Source organism: Streptococcus sp. F0442, from assembly GCF_000314795.2.
In the GTDB taxonomy this organism is placed as follows: Bacteria; Bacillota; Bacilli; order Lactobacillales; family Streptococcaceae; genus Streptococcus.
The window spans coordinates 471,864-494,328 of sequence record NZ_KB373315.1 but is presented as its reverse complement, the minus strand read 5'-3'; the positions used below and the strand labels follow the sequence as shown (position 1 = coordinate 494,328).

At 41.2% G+C, this 22,465-nt stretch carries 18 protein-coding genes and 1 other RNA gene; 3 read left to right on the top strand and 16 right to left on the bottom strand.

The window, feature by feature from the left end:
- Window positions 1-152: 152 nt before the first annotated feature.
- The 9 genes from HMPREF9186_RS08840 to HMPREF9186_RS08800 form a co-directional block, all read right to left on the bottom strand.
- Window positions 153-1,748, bottom strand: coding sequence for a CAP domain-containing protein (locus HMPREF9186_RS08840; protein WP_009732340.1), 1,596 nt, complete (start codon window positions 1,746-1,748; stop codon window positions 153-155).
- A gap of 540 nt (window positions 1,749-2,288) precedes the next feature.
- Window positions 2,289-4,160 (bottom strand): Stk1 family PASTA domain-containing Ser/Thr kinase, encoded by a 1,872-nt coding sequence (pknB, locus tag HMPREF9186_RS08835; protein WP_009732339.1) that lies wholly within the window; start codon window positions 4,158-4,160, stop codon window positions 2,289-2,291.
- Entirely contained in the window at window positions 4,157-4,897 is a 741-nt protein-coding gene (locus HMPREF9186_RS08830) for a Stp1/IreP family PP2C-type Ser/Thr phosphatase (protein WP_009732338.1), read from the bottom strand. The genes pknB and HMPREF9186_RS08830 overlap by 4 nt, the downstream gene beginning before the upstream one ends.
- A gap of 21 nt (window positions 4,898-4,918) precedes the next feature.
- Window positions 4,919-6,232 (bottom strand): 16S rRNA (cytosine(967)-C(5))-methyltransferase RsmB, encoded by a 1,314-nt coding sequence (gene rsmB, locus HMPREF9186_RS08825; RefSeq protein WP_037614164.1) that lies wholly within the window; start codon window positions 6,230-6,232, stop codon window positions 4,919-4,921.
- Window positions 6,222-7,157, bottom strand: a complete 936-nt coding sequence (gene fmt, locus HMPREF9186_RS08820) for a methionyl-tRNA formyltransferase (RefSeq protein ID WP_009732336.1) — start codon at window positions 7,155-7,157, stop codon at window positions 6,222-6,224. The genes rsmB and fmt overlap by 11 nt, the downstream gene beginning before the upstream one ends.
- Window positions 7,158-7,168: 11 nt before the next feature.
- Window positions 7,169-9,577, bottom strand: a complete 2,409-nt coding sequence (locus HMPREF9186_RS08815) for a primosomal protein N' (RefSeq protein ID WP_037614163.1) — start codon at window positions 9,575-9,577, stop codon at window positions 7,169-7,171.
- Between the two features lie 63 nt (window positions 9,578-9,640).
- Complete coding sequence (rpoZ, locus tag HMPREF9186_RS08810; RefSeq protein WP_003010339.1) at window positions 9,641-9,955, bottom strand: DNA-directed RNA polymerase subunit omega; 315 nt, start codon at window positions 9,953-9,955, stop codon at window positions 9,641-9,643.
- Window positions 9,956-9,980: 25 nt separating this feature from the next.
- A complete protein-coding gene (gene gmk / locus HMPREF9186_RS08805; protein ID WP_003003905.1) occupies window positions 9,981-10,613 on the bottom strand; it encodes a guanylate kinase in 633 nt (210 codons plus the stop codon).
- 106 nt (window positions 10,614-10,719) lie between these two features.
- Window positions 10,720-12,327, bottom strand: coding sequence for a ribonuclease Y (locus tag HMPREF9186_RS08800; protein ID WP_009732334.1), 1,608 nt, complete (start codon window positions 12,325-12,327; stop codon window positions 10,720-10,722).
- Between the two features lie 234 nt (window positions 12,328-12,561).
- Here HMPREF9186_RS08800 and HMPREF9186_RS08795 point away from each other — a divergent pair, with 234 nt between their 5' ends.
- A complete protein-coding gene (locus HMPREF9186_RS08795; protein ID WP_009732333.1) occupies window positions 12,562-13,044 on the top strand; it encodes an S-ribosylhomocysteine lyase in 483 nt (160 codons plus the stop codon).
- Between the two features lie 69 nt (window positions 13,045-13,113).
- Here HMPREF9186_RS08795 and HMPREF9186_RS08790 read toward each other — a convergent pair whose 3' ends face one another.
- The 5 genes from HMPREF9186_RS08790 to HMPREF9186_RS08775 all read right to left on the bottom strand — a co-directional run bounded on the left by HMPREF9186_RS08790 (window position 13,114) and on the right by HMPREF9186_RS08775 (window position 17,100).
- Entirely contained in the window at window positions 13,114-14,544 is a 1,431-nt protein-coding gene (locus HMPREF9186_RS08790; RefSeq protein ID WP_009732332.1) for a cell division site-positioning protein MapZ family protein, read from the bottom strand.
- An 11-nt stretch (window positions 14,545-14,555) separates the two neighbouring features.
- The gene (locus tag HMPREF9186_RS08785; protein ID WP_009732331.1) at window positions 14,556-15,713 is read right to left on the bottom strand and encodes a THUMP domain-containing class I SAM-dependent RNA methyltransferase; all 1,158 of its coding nucleotides are present in this window, start codon (window positions 15,711-15,713) and stop codon (window positions 14,556-14,558) included.
- 66 nt (window positions 15,714-15,779) lie between these two features.
- An RNA gene (gene rnpB / locus HMPREF9186_RS11240) (RNase P RNA component class B) lies at window positions 15,780-16,145 on the bottom strand.
- A gap of 16 nt (window positions 16,146-16,161) precedes the next feature.
- Entirely contained in the window at window positions 16,162-16,503 is a 342-nt protein-coding gene (gene gpsB / locus HMPREF9186_RS08780) for a cell division regulator GpsB (RefSeq protein WP_009732330.1), read from the bottom strand.
- 69 nt (window positions 16,504-16,572) lie between these two features.
- A complete protein-coding gene (locus HMPREF9186_RS08775) occupies window positions 16,573-17,100 on the bottom strand; it encodes a DUF1273 domain-containing protein (protein WP_009732329.1) in 528 nt (175 codons plus the stop codon).
- Between the two features lie 64 nt (window positions 17,101-17,164).
- Here HMPREF9186_RS08775 and recU point away from each other — a divergent pair, with 64 nt between their 5' ends.
- Both recU and pbp1a read left to right on the top strand, forming a co-directional pair.
- Window positions 17,165-17,758, top strand: a complete 594-nt coding sequence (recU, locus tag HMPREF9186_RS08770) for a Holliday junction resolvase RecU (protein ID WP_009732328.1) — start codon at window positions 17,165-17,167, stop codon at window positions 17,756-17,758.
- Window positions 17,759-19,873: a penicillin-binding protein PBP1A gene (gene pbp1a, locus HMPREF9186_RS08765; RefSeq protein ID WP_009732327.1), complete on the top strand. Its 2,115-nt coding sequence runs from the start codon at window positions 17,759-17,761 to the stop codon at window positions 19,871-19,873.
- Between the two features lie 432 nt (window positions 19,874-20,305).
- Here the strand turns inward: pbp1a and pepC are convergent, their stop codons facing one another.
- Both pepC and HMPREF9186_RS08755 read right to left on the bottom strand, forming a co-directional pair.
- Window positions 20,306-21,640, bottom strand: a complete 1,335-nt coding sequence (gene pepC, locus HMPREF9186_RS08760) for an aminopeptidase C (protein WP_009732326.1) — start codon at window positions 21,638-21,640, stop codon at window positions 20,306-20,308.
- 67 nt (window positions 21,641-21,707) lie between these two features.
- Window positions 21,708-22,259 carry a GNAT family N-acetyltransferase gene (locus tag HMPREF9186_RS08755; RefSeq protein ID WP_009732325.1) on the bottom strand — a complete coding sequence of 184 codons (552 nt, stop codon included), beginning with the start codon at window positions 22,257-22,259 and terminating at the stop codon, window positions 21,708-21,710.
- Window positions 22,260-22,465 lie beyond the last annotated feature (206 nt).

Genomic DNA, 22,465 nt, shown 5'->3' with positions numbered 1-22,465 from the left:
CTTTTCCTATTTTATCAAATTTTTCCTTATTTGACTTCCGTCTGTGGTTGGATAATACGAAGAGCAAAAAAACACCCAAAAGATAAAATCCTTTGGGTGTCCTCTATATCGGAAATAGTATCTATTCATCCGATAGCGATTGTCTAGAGGCATTATTTATAATTGTAAGCCCAGTAATAGTAACCATCTCCATTTACAACTGCTGCCACCGCACCTTCAGTTACATTTGGATCTAGTAACAATTCACGCAAGCCACTGTTGAACCATTTCGTTGCCACAGTTGCTGGATCTTCTTCACGACGAGCTACGAAACCTGTGCTATCATATTGGCGTGAAATTTGGTTAGCTTTTGGCAAAGCGAGTGAGTTGTAGACATCATCAGACCAAGTCAATTCTTTCAAACCTTGAGCTTTTCTTAGTTCATTGATTTTAGCAAAAGCTTCTTTAGCTTTTTCTAAGTAGACATAGTTTGTGTCGTCTGTTGCTTCTACACGATAAACGAATTTCACATAACCGAATTCAACATCCTTGTATTCTTTTTCGTCAACACCACTCTTCAAGTTAGCAATTAAAACATAGTCTTTCGCCCATGGGTTTTCTTTTGATTGCTCAAAGAGTTCCGGATCTTCGATTTCCCATTCTACTTTAGCATCCCATCCAGCATTATCAATAAATTTAGGATTCATTTTCTTCATGACATAGTCCTTAAATTCATCCACGTTCTTGAATGGGAGAGCTTGGCCAGTTTTAGCAGTTTCTACAAGATTTGTAGAGTAGAGCTTGACGCTTGAGTCACGATCGCTATAAGCATACTCATCATCTTTGGCATCTTCATGGAATTTTGGATCAATGACAGGGTCATTAGGATCTGTCATCCCTTGAAGTTTCCATTTACCATCAATCCACTTCCAGTATGCGGAATATCCTGTAGCTTCAGTATCGGATGGAACATAGTAGTAATGAGTTGTCCCATCAAAGTAATAGTTCTTATCGTTACGCAAAGCAGCTGATCCAGGCTTACCAGGTGGGTAGACTAACTTAGGTACACGACCATTTGGCGCCCAAGGAAGGTGTTCCAATCCTTCTGCTGGCGTTTCTACATACGGAGGAGTTTGATTTTCACTTGGCTGGTCAGTTGTTACCAAACCGTCATTGCCAGGTACTTCTGGTTGAACAGGTTCTTCTGGTTTTGGCTCAGCTGGATTCTCAGGAGTTGGAGCGAATGGATCGAATTCACCATCTGCGCCTACAAATGGCGGATTCTCTGGGAAAACCAAGTTATCCGTATCTTCAGGTGTAGCTGGTTCTGATGGTTCCACCGGTTGATCTGGTTTATCAGATGGGTTTGGCTCCTCTGGTGTTGGAGTTGGATTTGGGGTCGGTGTTGGAGTAGGTGTCGGAGTATCCGGCGTTACAGGATTTTCTGTTTCGCTAGAATTCTTCACAAAAACCCACTTACCATTTTGATAGTAATAGTAATCCCCATTCTCTAATAAATAGTAATGGTAGCCATTCTCATAAAGGTAATGAGGATCGTTGGCTAGGTTATTTCTAGAGTTGTTACGATTGGTCAAAGGCTGCCACTGGCCATTACTGTAGATCCGGTAAGTGCCGTCACTCATTCGATAATAATGATTACCATTCCAGTTATTATAAGCATAGTTATAATAGTTTGCACCATAAGAGTAGCTATTCCATCCTCTGTTTTCTGCTGCTACTTTTGTTGCTATAAAAGCCGGGACAATCATTGCTGTTGCTAAAATTGCTCAACTAACCACTCTATATTTTCTGTCCATTTAAATAATCTCCATTTGGAAAGTATAGGTGAAAGATACATCAACTATGTGCACATATTTCAAAAGTCATTCCACCTATCCTCATCTTGGTTCACGACATTTATCTCCACTAGTTGTTAAGGCCTCTTCAAATAGTGGAAAAAAATCTCTTTGTTAGCCAGTTCCCTATCAAAATAGGTCTGAACGACATTTTTACTCTTTGATCACCTTTCAGGCAGATTATAGCATGAGCCTATAGCGAAAGCAAATAATTTGATAATCAATCTATTTCTAACCTCAAATTAACTTATGTTTAATTGACCATTTTATTTTTCCAAAGCTGAAACTCCTTAATTGTTAAGGGATTCACATGCCTTCTACAAAAACTCCAAAATATCGTTTCTTCCAGCACTCTTAAAGTTTTTCCCTCAATAGGGAAATTTTAAAATCACGACATAGAAACAAAAAAACAGAAAAAGACTCAGAAATATATCTGAGTCTGAAATTCATTTTTTAATCTGTATCTGTTGAACTACTACTGCTAGAGGTTTCGGTATCCGATCGTTCTGAAGAAGAGGAACTAGATGTTTCTGAACTTGATGACGCTTTTGTACTCGAAGAAGCTGTCACTTTAGGTTCATATACCGTTAAAACGATTCGTGTTCGGTTAATATCCACCGTACTTGAAACCTCTGGTGTCTGACTGACAATTTGACCTGCAGAAACCAATACCCCGTCAGGGAGGTGTTCTGTTTTCCTTAATTCGATATTGGCTTCTTTAATACCATAGATTTCAACCAGATTGCTTCGGGCAAAGTCATATGTTGATCCAATATAACTTGGCATCTCAATAGAAGTCGTTTCCTTGGCTACTTTTAAAACAATCTTAGTCTTTGAATTAAGAGAATATTGTTCTCCGGCTGCTGGCGTTTGCTCTAAAACTGTCCCCGGAGCATATTCGAAGGTCTCAACTTCCTCAATCGTAATCATCTTGCTAGATACTTTATAAGTATTTTTTAGATCCTCTTCTGCTGTCGCCCGCGTTTCTCCCACGTAATTTGGCATTTCAAAGCTGCTCGGTCCTTTTGAAACAATCAAGTCAATGCGACTTTGTTCTTTCTTTTGAGCTCCTGCATTTGGATTGGTTCGAATGACATAGCCTTCCGCAACCGAATCACTGTACTCTTCTTTTTCTTCACCAACTTGAAGGTCTTGTCCCTCAATAACTGCTCTTGCTTCAGCAATAGTCTTGCCAGAAACATCCGGAACTGTTTTATTGGCTGGGCTCATATACAACAAGAAGGTAAAGGCTGCAAGGACTAGAGCAATGGCAACAAATAAAACCTTGTAGCGTGCTCGTAAGCGTCTTCTTGGTTTTTTACTTGGCGCTATTGGCTGCTGGTCAGATAATGGTCGATTCGGATCAACCGAACTAATTTCACTGCGCACTTCAGAGATTGGAACAGGAGCCGTCTTTGGAGTTGGAGTCACTTTCGGCAAGGTTTTTGTATCAGCTTTCGCTTGGTCTTCAAAAACCAGTTTTTTCTCATTTCTTCTCTCATAGGACAAGCAACTTGAAAGATCCACATACATCTCTGCCACTGACTTATAGCGATCCGTCAGTTTTTTAGCTGTCGCTTTGATCACTACATTTTCTAGAGCTTGTGGAACATTCTTATTTTCCTCACGAATAGAAGGGAGAGGCTTTTGAAAATGCTGCAGTGCAATCGTAACCGCACTATCTCCATCATAAGGAATGTGTCCCGTCAACATCTCATAGAAAATGATCCCCATCGCATAGATATCACTTTGCACCGTAGCTTTTGATCCACGCGCTTGCTCAGGAGACAAATAATGAACCGACCCTAACATTGAGTTGGTCTGGGTCAAACTTGTCTCTGCGAAGGCCACTGCAATCCCAAAGTCTGAAACTTTCGCTGTTCCATCTGGTGTCAAGAGGACATTCTGTGGTTTTAAATCTCTATGGATAATGCCACACGTATGGGCAAGACGCATAGCGAGAAGAATCTGCCCCATCAAACGAATAGCTTCTTCATTTGATAAAGGTGCATTTTCTTTGATATAGCGTTTCAAGTCTAAACCTGCAACATATTCCATTGCAAGGTATTGCTGCCCTTCTTCTTCGCCAATGTCTGTAATCCGAACGATATTTGGATGGTCCAGCTCTGCCATCGCTTTTGCTTCACGCTGGAAACGTGCAACTGCAATGGGATCCGTCTGGTAATTCGTACGCAGTACCTTGACTGCAACTTCTTCACCATCTAAAATCAAATCACGAGCAAGATAAACATCTGCCATCCCACCGCGTCCAATTTGTTGGATGATTTTATATCGTCCGGCAAAAATTTTGCCGATTTGAATCATGCTGCGTCCTCCTCAGTGAAGTGGAGCAGTACAACGGTGATATTATCCAAACCTCCAGCATTATTGGCAAAACGAATCAAGGTTTGAGCTTTTTCTTCTAGCGAAACATCACTCAAGACAATGTCTCTGATCTCATCAGGGCCGATCATATTGGTTAAACCATCACTATTGATCAAAATATAATCATCTGCTTCAACAGTTACCAAACCATAATCCGGCTCTAGCTCGTCTTTTTGACCAATAGATTGGGTGATGATGTTACGCTGAGGATGATGGGCTGCTTCTTCTTCTGTAATTTGACCAGCTCGTAAAAGGGCATTTACAAGAGAATGATCACTAGTCAACTGCTGGTATTCGCCCTGACGAATGAGACTAATCCGCGAATCTCCAACATGGGCAAAAATCACTTGTCCTTCTACAAAAGCCAAGGCTTCCAGTGTTGTTCCCATTCCTTTATGTTCATCATCTTGACCTGCTAAATGAATCCGACGGTTCACAGCTTCTAAATGTTCTGCAAACCATTCCCGAACTTGATTCACTGTCTCGATTTCAGAAGAAACCCAGGCCGCACCTAGGTCTGTGACTGCCATTTCACTAGCAATATTTCCGGCACGGTGTCCCCCCATACCATCAGCAAGAAAAATCATGGATTTTCCTGCTTTGTTTCTATATTGATTTGCATAGTCTTGGTTATTTGTCCGTCTTTGACCTACATCGGTTAAGATCGTCATATCCATACTGTCAGTTTCCTCCTGATATTATGATATTCTCTTAAAACGACTGATAAAGAAGCCGTCGCTTCCATATAATTCAGGTGTAATAAGAATACAATCATTCTTGAGAATATCTTTTCTTTCGTGCTCCAATGGAACTTGTTTGAAATTTGGATGGTGTTTCAAAAATTGGTCCACCACTTCAAAATTTTCTTTTCCCATAATTGTACACGTACTGTACACTATTATACCACCTTTACGCACACTTTGACAAACACTATCCAGAATTGCCAATTGAATAGCTTGTAAAGATGCAAAATCTGCACTCTCTTTATTGTACTTGATATCGGGCTTCCTCCGTATCAAACCTATCCCTGAACAAGGTGCATCCACCAATATTTTATCGAATGCATCAGAGCCAAATGCTTCAAAGACTTTGGTCGCATCTAACTTCTTTGTCAAAATTTTGTCTGCAACATGGAGACGATTGGCATTTTCTTGAATCAATTTTAGTTTGTGATCATAGAGATCCAAGGCCGTGACTTTTCCAGTTGTGAGATAAGAAGCAAGGTGAGTCGTCTTCCCTCCCGGTGCTGCACAAGCATCTAGAACCCACTCATCTCCTTGTAAATCCAAAGCTGGAGCGACCAATTGGCTGGATTCATCCTGAATGGTGATGCGCCCTTCTCTAAATAAAGAGTGCCCTGCAAAATGCCCCTGATTTTTCACGAGCGCTGAAGTTGCTATGAGGGATTCATTTGCTTCCAGCATCTGGGCTAGTTGTTCTTTCTCACTCAAATCGATGACACGAATGCTGGATTTATTACGCTGGTATAAACTTTCAAAAATAGCCAGAGCTCGCTCTTCACCGTATTCTTCGATCAATGCTTTGACCAACCAGACGGGTAGGGAGTACTGAACCGAATAACGCTTATTCTTTCGCTTGATGGTTTCAGTATCTGGTAGGCCCTCGCGGATCAGCTTTCTGAGAATTGCATTGACAAACTTTTCGCTACCCTCTTTACGACGTTTTGCGATCCGTACTGCTTCATTGACAACAGCATGGTCGGGAATACGGTCCAAATAGGCAAGTTGATAGAGACTCATCATCAAAAGATAATAAAGCCACTGATCCAACTTTGTTCGATCCTCGATCACGTGGGCAAGATACCATTCGAGCGTTATTTTCCTTGCTACGGTACCGTATACAACCTCCGTCACAAAGCTTTTATCCTTATCTGAAAACAGAGATTGTTCTAGCGCTTGATTCAGGGCAATGTTGGAATAAGCTCCGTGTTCAAAGATCTCTTCTAAAACACGAACAATCTGTTCACGCGCATTCATTTGTTTAATTTCCAAAGCGATCACCTACATGTAATTGACGACCGGCACCGTTTAAAAAGTCTGTAATAGACATTTTAGGTTTTCCTGCGGGCTGCACGACTTTGAGGGATAGAGCACCTTCTCCTGTAGCGACTACCAACTCTTTTTTGCTCAAACCAATCACTTCTCCTGGATTTCCATTTCCTTCGCATAGCTCTGCTTCATAAACTTTAAAGCGTTGCCCATTTAATAACGTATGAGCGACCGGCCAAGGATTCATCCCTCGGATCTGATTAAAGACTTGGCGATTGGTTTTGGTCCAGTCCAAAACCTCTTCTTCCGGTAAAATATTCGGTGAAAATGTAACCAAACTTGGATCTTGTGGACTTGGCTTGATCTCCCCTGCCAGGTAAGCTGGCAAAGTATCTAGGAGTAAGTCACGTCCAAGGACAGCCAATTTTTCAAACAAAGTTCCCACATTGTCCTCATCTAAAATTGGGAGAGAACGAGCTGCAATCATGTCTCCGGCATCCATTTCCTTGACCATTTCCATAATTGTAACCCCAGCTTCTTCATCACCATTGATCAGAGCATAGTGAATGGGAGCCCCACCTCTATATTTAGGCAGCAAAGACGCGTGGACATTCACTGCAAATTGGAAGTTCTCCAACAATTTTGTCGGTAAAAATTGTCCAAAAGCAGCGGTCACAATTCCATCTGCATCTAGTGATAAGAGAGTTTCCATTTCTGGACTACCCGATAATTTCTCCGGCTGAAGAACCGGTAGTTGATGTTCCAAAGCTACCTGCTTCACCGGGGTCATTCGAATCTCTTTTTTGCGACCTACTTTGCGGTCTGGTTGAGTCACAACTGCCAAAATTTCATAGCGCGAATCTGCTAACAATCCCTTTAAAACCGTCGCTGAAAAATCAGGCGTTCCCATAAAAATTAATTTTGTCATTTCTTTCTTCCTTACATAAAACTTTGAGGTTCATTATCAATACTGACACGTAGATCTTGGTTGCCTCTTTCTTGTGTAAATTCTAAGATTTGATTCAAGACCTGAGTCATGCCTTCTTCGAAACGATATTTCACAATGATTTGATAATGATACAAATTATGTGTGCGTGCAATTGGTTTAGGTGTTGGTCCTAAGATTTGGACCTGATCAGATAAGCCAGATCGGAGAATTTCCATGACCTGATGTGACTTCTCCTTCACCATTTCCTCACTCTTATGAGATAGGGTTAGCCCAACTGTGAAGTAATAAGGCGTATAGCCTAACTGCCGGCGAATCTGCATTTCATAGGCAAAAAAACCTTCATAATCTTGGTCTTTGGCAAATCGAATCGCATAATGATTGGGGTTGTAGCTTTGAATGATAACCTCTCCTTCTTTCTCTGCTCGTCCGGCCCTTCCTGCCACCTGAGTCAAGAGTTGAAAGGTTCTCTCAGAGGATCGATAATCCGGTAAATTTAAAGAAGTATCCGCATTCAAGACACCCACTAACGTCACATTTGGAAAATCCAATCCCTTCGCAATCATTTGCGTCCCTAACAAAATATCCGCTTCTCCATTCCCAAAAGCATCTAATATCGCTGCGTGGCTCCCCTTTTTTCGAGTGGTATCCACATCCATTCGCAGAATTTTAGCTTCAGGAAAGATCTCTTGTAATTCATCATAAGCTTTTTGTGTTCCTGTCCCGTAATAACGAATGGAAGGACTTTGGCAATTTGGACAGTGTCGAGGAATCGCTTTACTATAGCCACAATAATGACAGTTCATGGTTTTAGTATCCATGTGGAGGGTCAAAGAGATGTCACAATTGGGACAAGTATCTACAGTTCCACACTCGCGACACATGACAAAACTGGAATAACCACGGCGGTTCAACATCAAGACAACCTGCTCTTTTTTCTGCAAGCGATCAGCAATAGCTTCCACTAGAACCGGAGTGAAGTTACCAGCTTCATTTTGGCCAATATAATCACGAAAATCAACGACTTTAACTTCTGGAATTTTGGCTGCCGGATTGGCCCGCTGGGTGAGACGAATTAATTCATAAACCCCTTTTGTTGCACGAGCCCGCGATTCTAAACTTGGTGTAGCAGATCCAAGAAGCAAGACTGCTTGATTGTACTGAGCCCTTAGGACTGCGACTTCCCTTGCGTGGTAGCGTGGATTACTATCTTGTTTGTAGGAAGCCTCGTGCTCCTCATCAATGATGATAGCTCCGATGTTTTTTAAAGGAGCAAAGATGGCTGAGCGCGCTCCAACGACTACCTTGGCCTCCCCACGTTCAACTTTTCGCCATTGATCATACTTCTCACCATTTGATAAACCCGAGTGTAGAATGGCTACTTCCTGACCAAAACGCGAGATAAAACGGTCTGTCATCTGTGGTGTCAGGGAAATTTCAGGGACCAACATAATAGCCGTTTTCCCCTTATTTAGAACTTCCTGAATAATCTGCAGATAAACTTCTGTTTTCCCACTTCCAGTCACACCTTCTAATAAAAAAGGCTTTGATGTTTTCCCAATTTGAGAAACTACTGTTTCGACAGCTTTTGCTTGCTCTGAATTTAAAAGCAGAGCCTGGGTCTGTTCTTTGCCTTCATAATATGCAGCCGCCCGATTCACTTCTCGTTCTGTTATTTCTAAAGCACCCTGATCAATAAAATAAGCCACTACTTCTCGTGAAAAATCCTGATACAATCCTGCTAAGGGTTGCTCCCCTTGCTCTAGTAACAGGCGCTCTTTCAATGCTAGCCTTTTTTTAGCTCTCGCTAATGGTTGAAGTTCTTTTAATCCTTCCTGGTTAACGCGATACCATTTTTCTGTTTTAACTTGTTTCTTATCCTTGGCCTTGTATTCAAGTACCAAATCTCCTTTTCTGACCAACCGCATCACTTGGGCTTGATCGGCCGCATCTAGAGAAGAAAAAGAAACTTCATTTTTTTCACCAAAAAGTTTCACTTTGAGAGTGGGATCTAAAGAAGGTTGAGGATACAAAATCTTATCATAACTCGAATTGAGGAGAGAAGGAAGCATGGTTTTTAAAATCGTGATCTTATAAGAAAAAACACTTTTTCGTAATTGATCCGCCAACCAGAACTGTTCTTGATTTAAGACCGGAGTGTAATCCAAGACCTCCACAATCGCTTTTAATTCCTCGCTTGTGTCTGCCTCTTCTAAAACATCTACCACAATCCCTTGAATGAGGCGATTCCCTTTACCAAAGGGGACATGAACTCGCATACCTGCCTCCACCATATCCTCAAATTCTGATGGGATCTGATAAGAATAGGGTTTATCTGTCTGCATCAATGGGACATCTACGATGACTTTTGCTATCACTTTTTCACCTCCAGCCTCTATCATATGAGCTTTACTTTATCACGGAACCCTTTAAATAGCAAAAAATAAGATTGAGAAGCCCCAACCTTAAATTTTTTCACCATCTTCTTTTTCTTTGGCAATTTGTTCCTTAATTTTGCGCTCTTCTTCTTCTTTGCGAATCCGCTCTGCTTCAATCCGACGACGAAGCGCTTCACGTTTTGCTTCTGGATCCGGGTGAACAACTACGTTTCCAGACTCGATTTCTTCAAGCGCTTGTAATGTTGATTTAACTGATTGGAATTCTTGAGTTGGTACTGCACCACTTTCCAATTCGTGGGCCCGTTTTGCCTCAAGAATGACCAATGAATATTTTGATGGTACTTTGTCAAGCAATGTATCAATAGAAGGTTTTAACATCATATTCCTATACCTAATTTCTAATTATTTATCTCTTCACAATAGTTTGTGTTTTTGGTAACATATCCAGATAATGGCCAATGACACGGTCTACACGGAAATGCTCTGCTTCGATCACACGTTTGACACGCTCAGCAGCAAGAGGAACTTCATCGTTCACAATGGCGTAGTCATATTCACGCATCATGGCGATTTCTTCTTTTGCTTTTTCAATCCGTTGCGCAATAACTTCTGCACTATCTGTCCCGCGACCCACTAATCGATCTTGCAATTCATCCAAATCAGGCGGAGTTAAGAAAATAAAAACTGCATCTGGAACTTTCTTCTTTACTTGAAGGGCACCCTGAACTTCAATTTCAAGGAATACATCGATTCCCTTGTCCAAGGTTTCATTCACATAGGTTAAAGGAGTCCCATAGTAATTTCCAACGTACTCAGCGTACTCCAACATTTGCCCTTGACGGATCAAATCTTCAAATTCTTCACGTGTACGGAAAAAATAGTCGACACCATCCACTTCACCTGGACGTTGTGCACGCGTCGTCATCGATACAGAATACTGAAACTGATTGTCCGAGTTTTCAAAAATTTCTCGTCTGACCGTTCCTTTTCCAACCCCCGAAGGGCCAGAAAATACGATTAATAAGCCACGATCCGCCATGATTTCTCCTTCAATGTCTTTCTATCTAGTGTAACAAAAATCGGCCTAATTTTCAACTGATTTTTTCATTCAAAAAGCTTGAGATGCTAGATCTCAAGCTTTTTGTTTATTTTGCGTAATCGACTGCACGCAATTCTCGAATAACGGTAACCTTAATGTTTCCAGGATATTCAAGATTGGACTCGATCTTCTCACGAATATCATGAGCCAAGATCGTCACTTTATCATCCTTGATTGCCTCAGGGCTAACCATAATACGGATTTCACGACCCGCTTGAAGGGCGAAACTTGTCTTAACTCCTTCAAAACTATTTGCAATTTCTTCAAGATCTTGCAAGCGTTTGATGTAGCTTTCAAGTGACTCACTTCGTGCTCCAGGCCGAGCTGCACTCAAGGCATCCGCTGCAGCGACAATGACTGCGATGACACTTTCTGGTTCCACGTCACCATGGTGACTGGCAATGGTATTGACCACCACTGGGTGTTCCTTGTACTTCCGTGCCAATTCAGTTCCAATCTCGACGTGACTTCCTTCCACCTCACGGTCAATCGCTTTCCCGATATCGTGCAAGAAACCAGCCCGTCGTGCCAAGGTAGCATTTTCACCCAACTCGCTGGCAATAATACCAGAAAGTTTGGCAACTTCAATGGAGTGACGCAAAACGTTTTGACCATAAGAAGTACGGAATTGCAACCGTCCCATGATTTTCATCAAATCTGGATGGAGGTTTGGCGCACCAATTTCATAGGCAGCTGCCTCACCGTATTCACGAATACGATTGTCAATTTCCTGACGGTTCTTCTCAACCAGTTCTTCGATACGGGCTGGATGGATCCGACCATCTTTGAGAAGGCTCTCCATTGTCATGCGGGCGATTTCACGACGAATTGGATCAAACCCTGACAAGGTCACCACTTCAGGCGTATCATCAATAATCACATCGACACCTGTCAAGCTCTCAAAGGTACGAATATTGCGCCCTTCACGACCGATAATCCGACCCTTCATACTATCGTCCGGCAAATGAACCGTTGAGTTTGTTTGCTCAGCAACAAAATCACCCGCCATTCGCTGCATAGCTTGCACGAGAATGTCTTTTGCGATTTTATCAGAACGTTCTTTCACTTCCAATTCAGCATCACGAATCCGTGAGGCAATTTCTTTTGAAAGTTGCTCTTCCGTCTGATTCAAAATAATGTCACGCGCTTCTCCTTGACTTAGAGCAGCGACACGTTCCAGTTCTTCTACTTTCTTGTGTTCAAGCTCTTCCAGCTGTTGTTCACGCGTATCAATGTGTTTAGTTCTATCTGTAAGACTTTGCTCTTTGTGTTCAAGAGACTGTTCTTTGCTTGTTAAAATGTCGTCTTTGCGATCAAGATTGCTAGCACGTTCTGCCAAACGGCTTTCTAATTGCTTCAATTCTTGTCGTTCTGACTTAAACTCAGCATCGACCTCTTCACGATATTTTCTGGCTTCTTCCTTTGCCTCCAAAAGTGCTTCTTTTTTAAGTGAACTTGACTCATGCTTCGCCTCTTTTAAAATCAAATCGGCTTCACGTTCTGCCTGTCCACGTAAATTCGTTGCTTCTTGTTCAGCATTCAAAAGGGTGAGTTCCGCAGCTTCTTTTGAAGCTTTCATTTTAAGAGCAGTTCCCACATATCCAATGACTAAACCAATGACCGCGGCAAAAACACCTGTAATAAACAAATTCATGCTTTTACCCCAAATCTATTTAATTAGTTGAATTAAAAATTCTTTTACATTTTACCATAAATTACTAAAATTAACAATCTAAAAAAACAGGAAAAACCTTTTATATTTTTGCTTAACGTTTGTTCTTTTATCGACTTTTCTTTCATGGAACATCTGTGAGATATTCATTAATTTCCACTTTGTTGAATCTGCTTTTTTATGCTATAATCAAGAAAAACAAAGAAGGATTTGAGTATGACAAAAGAAGTAATTGTTGAAAGTTTTGAATTGGACCACACAGCTGTAAAGGCTCCCTATGTACGCTTGATTGGTGAGGAAACTGGACCCAAAGGAGATATCATCTCTAACTTTGATATTCGCCTGGTGCAACCCAATGAAAATGCGATTCCAACGGCAGGGCTCCACACCATCGAGCACCTTCTTGCAATGCTTATTCGCAAACGCATCGATGGAATGATTGATTGTTCCCCATTTGGATGTCGCACCGGTTTTCATATGATCATGTGGGGACAGCATTCAAGTACGGAAATTGCTAAAGTGATTAAAGATTCTCTAGAAGAAATTGCTTCTATCAGCACTTGGGAGGATGTCCCAGGCACAACCATTGAGTCTTGCGGAAATTACAAGGATCACAGCCTCTTCTCAGCCAAAGAATGGTGTCGCTTGATTCTAGATCAAGGAATTTCGGACGATCCGTTTGAACGTCATCTTGTTTAATACTAAAAGGATGAACCGATTGGTTCATCCTTTATTTTTTATAAACTTCTTCAGAAAACAACTCTGTCATTAATAATCCAAAGCGTCTGAATGTCCTTTCCCGTTCCCAACGAAATAACCTGTCTTGGCATTAATACTAAAGAGATAAGTTCCGTCTGGTTTGAAGAGGTTGTAATAACCGTTTCCATTTATGATATTTACACGCTCTAGGATGTATTGATTTCCCGTAATGTGTCCACGTTGACGGGCAATGTTCAATACTTTTTCAAGAATACCATCACCAAATACCCAAGCCGGGTTATTCACATCATTGATAGCAGCTTGGTTGTATGGCACACGGCTCAGATTTCGCTGTAGTGGGACCCCATCACTAGATAGACCATATCCTGAATAGCCTGGACTTGCAACTCCTGCAACACCTGTAGCAGAGCCTGCTGCTGGGGTAGTCGGAGCAGTTGGAGCTACTGGTTGAGCAGGGGCTACAACTGTGTTAGTGGTATCTGTACCACCAGTTCCTGTCACAGGTGCCGGCGTCGCAACTTGTTGGGAACGCCCTTGGGCAACCGCATCATTCAGCAAGCTATCCAGTTTCTCATTGCCAGTCTTTGTTTCAGCAAAAGTAGCATCACTTTTTGCTTTGGCAGTTGCATCAAGAACCCCATCTTTAATCACTGGTGAACTAAATTGTGAATTGACCTTTTGAATGGCAGAAACTTGCTTCACTAGGTCTTCATATTTCGTTTTAGAGGCTTCGTAATCGCTACTTCCTTCTAGTTTGTCCAACAATTTCTTGAGATTTTCCAAGTCTCCAAATTTATCATTTTTCAGAGCACTTTTTGATTCGTCTACGAAAAAGGCATCGTAGGCTTTGGTGAACTCTTCTAATTTTTGGGCTTGTGTTTGCGTCTCACTGCTACTTGATTTTGAACTTGAGGAGGATTTACTAGAAGAAGATGATACGACCGTTGTACCACCAGATGTTCCACGACTATGCATCCAGTTATAGGTCACAAAAACAGCCGATCCTACAATCGCAAGACCTAAGGCAGAATAGAGAACTGTTTTGATTCGTTTACCAGCATTGGATGGAGTTTCCTCAGGAAGGTCCTCCGATTCTACGATCGATTCGGTTGGGGTTGGACCAAATTTAATCTTAGCTGGTAATTCCGTTGAGATGGCATCCTTTCCAGTTTTCTGCTCCAAGACCGTTTCCTTTACTTCCGTAGCTTCTACTGATTCCACAGATGCTCCAGCAGTCGCCAATTCTTCTGCCTTAGCCAATTCTTCCTTAGCTAAGATCTTTGTATCGTATTTTTCCGCTTCAATTTCTGCTCGGTGTTGCTTGATGTATTTGTCTAAGACATTGTCACCTTCAGTTACACCTGCCTCAATCTCCTCGGCTTTTCGATTGGCCTGTCCGATCGTCATCTCCTTGGCATCTTCAAAATCCAAAATGGATTCCGTTTCTTGCTCCAATAGTTTCTTGTCTTTCTCTGTCATAAAAATCCTTTCTATGTAGTAATCTGCCGTTTTACACGTTCCCCAAAATATTGATAGAGATCAACTTTTAGGGTGCCATTATAAAGTTTTCGTTTTTTATCTGCTTTACTGCCGTACTTAGATTCAAAACCTTCATCACTGGTTAGAATAAACTTGCTCCAGGTTTTGAGAGGAGCAAACACTTGACCCATTTCCGCATACAACTTAGTCACACCTTCATCATCTGATAAGCGCTCCCCATATGGAGGGTTGGAAATAATGACCCCATTGATCTTATCCGAACGAAGATCTTGAACCCGCATTTGTTTAAAGGTGATATCCTTGCTAACGCCCGCTTTTTGAGCATTTTCTTTGGCAATTTCAACCATCCGAGCATCGATATCTGTTCCCATGATATCCAAAACTAGGTCTCTATTGATTTTTTTACTAGCTTCTGTACGAATTTCTTGAATCAGACGATCGTCGACCCAATTCCATTCTTCAAAAGAGAAGGATCGCCTTAAACCAGGCGCCATGTTGCGTGCCATCATCGCGGCCTCAATACAAAATGTACCAGAACCACATGTTGGATCAATCAAAGGTTTATCAGGATACCAGTTGGACAACTGAAGGATTGCTGCAGCCATATTTTCCTTGATGGGTGCTCCACCTTTTTCGGTCCGATAGCCACGCTTGAAAAGGCTACTGCCAGTAGTATCGATTAACACGGTAGCTTGATCTTTGAGAATCGCTACTTCAATCTTAAACTCTGCCCCATTTTCCATCAAGGGAACTCCTTCTGGTCGAGCATAGTGTTTTTGTAACTTTTTAACAACTGCTTTTTTCGAAATTGCCTGAACGCTGGGTTCATTATGCAACTTTGATTTAACACATTTAGCCTTTGAAATAGGGAAGCGAGCACCTAAAGGCAAATAATTTTCCCAATCCAAAGCAAAGACACCTTGAAAAAGCTCTTCAAAGGTTTTGGCAGGAAAACTTCCAACGACTATTTTTACTCTATCAGCTGCACGGAGCCAAAGATTGGTTTCGATGATCGCACGAACATCTCCCTGAAAACGAACTCGTCCATTTTCAACCTGGCAATCAAAACCAAGATTTCGAAGTTCTCGACCAACAACTGCCTCTAGGCCAGCAGCAGCCGTTGCAATCAATTCAAATTGTTTTTTCATCTTATTCCTATCATTTTAAAAAAGGAGGTTGAGATCTCTCTCCACCTCACCAACCTATATGCAATTTTCTATAAGCCATGTTTTGTTCCAGAAATGACTAGGTACCATTTCCTTCGATAATCATCTGTCTACTGTTTCCAGTCAGAATACTATGTTCGTTTCCACGTATTCCATGCCCCGACCAAAGTTTGGGTTGCTAGCTTGAGGGGTTTACCGCGTTCCACTTTTTAGGTTTCCCTAAAAACTACGTCACTGTGGCACTTTCAGAGTTACTAGAGCCTATCCGAAGACTTAGCTCCTTCACTCGCCGTAACTTGACTTTCAAGTCCCTAGGCTTATGGATTCACCTAGCACAAACACTACAGGCATCACAGCCTGTGCTAGCATGGACTTTCCTCATGAGAGCATCCTCTCACGCGATTATCCAAAAATTGCACGAACTTTAAGATTAGTAATCTCGATCTACGATTTGTTTCCCAAACACTTCTTTTTCCAAACGATTGAGTCGTTTAAGAATGTCAAAATTAGTCGCTGTTGTCACTTGTGGAAATTCCTGCGTAGCGTCGCTAACAAGCGAAGACGCTTGCGGTGTTTCCTGAGCTTTTTTAGCGAGTTCTTCACGAAGGCGGGCGTTTTCTTCACGCAACTCCTTTACCAAAGCAGCATAGGTTTCATAATCTTTTATAACATCATCTAAAAATTCGTTTACCTCAACCTTACTAAATCCGCGAACTTCTTTTTTAAAATCTTGATCAAAAATATCTTTCGCAGTAAAAATAATACTTGCCATTACTCTCTCCAATCTAGTTCATCATCTCAATTATATAAAAAAATGGTTAGAAAAAGCAAGGTATAACACTTAGTTTTCGTAAAAATTTTCGGCAAGATCATTTAAGTCATCAAAACTTAATTTTTTGACATAAAAGGACTCTTTTTCTAGCATCATTCTGTAAAGATGTTTTAAATTGGTTTCGTTTTCTGGATCGTAAAAAATATAAGCCCCATCTACATTTTCTAACAAGAACTGATTGTATTCCCTTAATTGACTGGGATTGGTATAGTGAGGATAGGCATATTTTACAAAATCCACCTGTTTGAAGCGCGCCAACATTTCCTGATTGGCTTCATTCCAATTTTCGCCGACGTTCTCAAATAAAAAGATCGTCGCCATTTGAAAATCGTAATCCTTTTTTAATTCAAAGGCAACTTCTAATACCCAAGCCTCAAATCCCAAATTTCCTAAAAAAACTAGCCAGTTGACACCTTCTTCAAATAAACGCCGAAGATCTCTTTCAATAGCTTTTTTAATAATCGTTAAACGGGGATCTTTGTTGGAAAAGACTCCCAGATCAAAGCTCTTATAGCCTGCAACAAGTATGGTATTCATTTTTTCCTCATTATTCTAATTTATGATATAATAGAGTGATGTAATTGTACCAATAAGGAGAACTATGGTCAACTATCCACATAAAGTAGCTAAAAAAACCTTGGTCTCTACTCAAAGAAAAGGTCCAGTCGATTTTGCGAATCGAGGGATGTCATTTGAAAAAATGATCAACGAAAGTAATCAATACTATCTTTCACGAGGGCTAGCGGTCATTCATAAGAAACCGACCCCCATTCAAATCGTGAAAGTAGATTATCCACATCGTAGTCGCGCAAAGATTGTTGAAGCCTATTTTAGACAAGCCTCAACTACGGACTATTCTGGAGTATACAAGGGGCGCTATATCGATTTTGAAGCGAAGGAAACGCAGCAAAAGCAGTCTATGCCGATGAAAAATTTTCATCAACATCAGATCGATCATATGGAAGCGGTTGTCCAACAAGGTGGTATCTGTTTCGTTCTCTTGCATTTTGCAAAGTTGAGTGAAACCTACTTGCTTCCTGCTCCTGCATTAATACACTATTACAACATCGATCATGGTAGTAAATCCATGCCCCTCTCCTACATTCAGGAGCACGGCTTTTTAGTGGATAAGAATCGACTTCCAAGCGTTCCTTATCTTGATATTATCGAACAGAAACTTCTAGGCGGTATTTAAATGAATAAACAAACAGTCATTCAATGGTTGAAATATGTTGCTATCGCAGCCATTTCATTTTTCTTACTTTTATTTGTCCTTGGTGGACTAATCTTTGGTTATTATGCCATGAAAGCACCAACCTTGTCTGAAAAAGATTTGGTTGCCACAACATCTAGTAAGATTTATGACAATCAAAATAACTTGATTGCAGATTTGGGTGCTGAGAAACGAATCAACGTCTCAACAGACCAAATCCCTACCGATTTGGTTAACGCTATCGTTGCGATTGAAGACCACCGTTTCTTCAATCACCGTGGGGTCGACATCATTCGGATCGGCGGTTCCTTCCTTCACAACTTACGAGGAGGAAGTCAAGGTGGGTCAACCTTGACGCAACAATTGATCAAGTTAACCTATTTCTCCACTTCAGCCTCTGACCGTACCCTCTCTCGTAAGATCCAAGAAGCTTGGTTAGCAACCCAACTAGAAAAGAAAGCAACCAAACAAGAAATCTTGACCTATTACGTCAATAAAGTATTTATGGCGAATGGGAACTACGGAATGCAGACAGCTGCGAAAAGTTATTACGGAAAAGATCTAAAAGATCTTTCGCTCCCTCAATTGGCACTCCTTGCGGGGATGCCCCAAGCACCAAACCAATACGATCCATACTCCCATCCTGAAGCAGCGCAACAGCGCCGAAACTTAGTATTAAAAGAAATGCTCGATATGAAGACCATTTCTAACAAACAATACGAAGCAGCGGTCAATACACCTGTTACAGATGGTCTGCAAAGTCTCAGTTCTTCAAGCAGTTACCCAGCCTATATGGATAATTACCTAAAAGAAGTGATCGAGCAGGTCGAAGAAGAAACGGGCTACAATTTGTTGACAACCGGAATGGATGTCTATACAAACGTGGATACAGAAGCTCAAAAGAAACTATGGGATATCTACAATACAGATGAATATGTCAATTACCCGGATGATGAAATGCAAGTAGCTTCTACCGTTATTGATGTCAATACTGGTAAAGTCATTGCTCAGCTGGGTTCTCGTCACCAATCCAGCAATGTTTCCTTTGGTACAAACCAAGCGGTTGAAACGAACCGTGACTGGGGTTCAACAATGAAACCAATCACAGATTACGCACCAGCTCTTGAACATGAGGAATATACCTCTACAGCAGCTACTACAACAGATGCGCCATACAACTTCCCTCATTCATCAACGCCTGTCTACAACTGGGACCGTTCATACTATGGTAGCATGTCCATTACCTACGCAATTCAACAATCTCGTAACGTGCCTGCGGTGAAGGCCCTGGAAAAAGTTGGTCTTAAACAAGCTAAGAAATTCCTCAATGGATTAGGGATCGATTACCCAGAAATGGTTTACGCCAACGCTATCTCGAGTAACACTAGCGATTCTAGCAACAAATACGGAGCCAGCAGTGAGAAAATGGCAGCTGCCTATGCTGCTTTTGCCAATGGCGGTACCTATTACAAACCATCCTATGTTAGTCGGGTTGTCTTTAGTGATGGCACAACCAAGGAATTTGAGTCCGAAGGAACTCGTGCAATGAAAGCAACAACTGCCTACATGATGACAGATATGATGAAGACAGTTCTCTTGTCTGGTACCGGTACAAATGCTGCCATTTCGGGAATCTACCAAGCTGGTAAGACAGGTACATCAAACTATGCTGATGACGAAATCGGTAAATTGACAAAAAATGCTTATTCAAATATTGTAACACCGGATGAATTGTTTGTAGGCTACACTCCTGAATATGCCATGGCAGTATGGACAGGTTATTCCAATCGCTTTACACCAGTATTGGATAATGGAATACAGGTCGCAACGGATGTCTACCGTCAAATGATGCTCTATCTTGCTAATAATAATAACTCTGGTCATACGGATTGGACGCAACCAAGTGGACTGTATCGAAGTGGTTCTTATCTCTACTTAAACAATGGTAAGAACAACTACAATAACTACTACTATGAGCCAAGTTATTCCACTGATCAGTATTCGTATGAAGAACCATCGTCTAGCTCTTCGAACGAAGAAAATCAATCTAAACCATCTGAGCCTTCTTCGCAAGACTCTAACAATCATAACGAATAATAGAATGGAGAAGTCGGGCTTTTGCCCGGCTTTTTTTAAAACAATGGTTAAAAAACCAGAACGAATAAAATCTGATTTATTTAGTTAGACTTCCCAGCTTTTTTATTTTTGAGTATATAAAAAAAAGAGCCTTTCGGCTCTTATTAGAATGTAGACAAACTATTTTAAAGCAAAATAAGTTAAGTGATTCTGCAAAAAACAAAATTGAGTTCCAATATTTAAATCGATTTAAGAAAATACTGAAACTTTCCGCTGTGAGAAAAGTGCTTGAAACGTTATTGTTTCAGGCACTCGGAATTATTGAGACCTTAGACTCAATAATTAGTCATGGAACTTTAAAGAAGTTCGCTGACGTCCGTACTCACCTAAGGAAAGTTTTTAAGATATTTTGTCTTCAATCTGAAAAGAGCCTTTCGGCTCTTTTCTATATCATTATTTTGCTAAAGCTCCCATTGGATCCCACGGTGCTAGGACAATTGGTTCTGCTTCATAGGCTGCTAATTCGTCTGCTGTTAGGAATTCTTTACGAACCACGATTTGATAGGTATATTCATCCATCCAAGCATCAGAAGCCACAAAGTAACCATCTGTACCGACCTTGTCTCCCCATGAATTTTCAACCTTCCATTTACGAGGCTGACCTGCTTCGTCTAAATCAACCCCTGTCAAGACCATAGCGTGTGTCATGAGACTTTCTGCATAGTCCAAGCGACCCGCCTTGTCTTGTGTCAAATGAATGTCCATGCCTGCTTCAAAATCGTAGACATCTGTTGCCAGGATTCCGGCTTTACGGTTGCTGACTTGGCCTACATCTGAACCAAACCAGACAGTTTCTCCTGCTTTCATTTGAGCAATAGCTAATTCTTTCAATCGATCCATTGGAACATTTAGGTAGCGGACTGGACGGCTACCAACCACATTGCCCAGCATATCTACGGTGTAAGATTTTCCATATGGCTTATCTGTAGTTGGGGCATTGATAATGGAGACGTAATCGTCTAATTGAAGGTCTACATATTTTTTGTAGAAGCTTTGTGGAGTTAAGCCACTTTCGGTATGGAATTGGTTGTCCTTATCACGGTATGAAAAGTCAAATTCACGCGGAGGCAATCCTAAAGACATAGCCAAGAAGTTAAAGATTTCTTGCAACAACGCTTGTTTCTTGCTCGCAACTGCCTCACTATCTGCGCCTGAGTGAATCAAGTCACGCAAGATTTGCGCATCTTGACGCAAGAGTTTATTGAGGTAGGTGTTCAATTCCCGGCTATTACTTGAAGAAATCGATTCCGGATAAACTGATTTTGGAACCACTCCGTATTTCTCAAAGAGGGATACCACCATATCCCATTGACCACCATCTTGTTGTGGGGTTTGTAGGAGAAAAGCCACCTTACGGCTGGTCAATTCTTGATCTGCTGTAGCAATCACTTGCTCCAAAAACCAGTTTGATTTTTCATACTTATCCCAAAAGAAAGTATGTGCTTGAGACAATTCAAAATCCTCCAATTGGAAGCTTGAAATCATCTTGTGACGGAAGGTATTTAAAGCCGCAAACATCCAACAACGTCCAGATGCTTTTTGGTTTGTCACCTTATCCTTGGTCAAATCAAGTGAAAAAACTGGTGTATTTTCTACTGCACTCTTGCGCGTTTCAAGCGATGCATGGATCCCATTGTGGGTAACAGCATTTTCAAGAGCCGCATATTTCACATTTGCTTCATAATTAGCATAGAGCTGGTCTGTAAATTCTTTCGTTAATTCTGACATAGCAATCTCCTTTTTTCATTATTTACTATTATAATCCTTTGAGCAGAATCTTCAAGTAAAAATCACCCTATAGAGAGGGATTCTGTATAGAATAGATGATTTTATCCCCACAATATCCTTTGCGTTGAATGGCATGAGGGATGGTTTCTACATACTGCATTCCTGCCTTTTCCATGACTTTCCCTGAAGCAGGATTTAAACTGACATAAGTGGCTTTGATTTCTTTAAATCCGACTTTGTTCAATAAGAAATCCAAAACAGCTATGACGGCTTCTGTCATGAATCCCCGCCCCCAGAATTTCTTGCCAAGGATATAACCTAGCTCGCATGATTGACTTTCCTGGTCTTGAGAAACCACACTAATATCTCCAATTACCTGATCCAGTGATGTTTTCAAACAAAGCGCCCATTTATAAGTATCTGGTTTACGATACTGTTCGATCCATCTTTTGATCGATTCTCTGGTTCTCTCAGTAGATGCATGGGCATCCCAAGTGACATATTTCAGGGTTTCAGGATCCGAAGCCCAATTTTCAAACATCGCTGGTGCATCTTCCAAAACGAAAGGCCTCAAGTATAAATGCTCTGTCTCTATGACAAGACTTCCAAGATGATTCATAGATTGTCTCCCTTCATTTTTTCATGCAACTTGAACGTTGCAAGTTGGTTACTTTAATCTAGAAGAAAAGGACGGATGAAATCGCCCTTCTTTTTGATGCTTTTCACAATATTGTATGGTGAGACTACGAAATCGAACTCTGCGAGTTACCGATTTCTGTCTCGTTTTCCTATTTTAAGACTCGGGCTAAAAAGGTCCAGTGGACC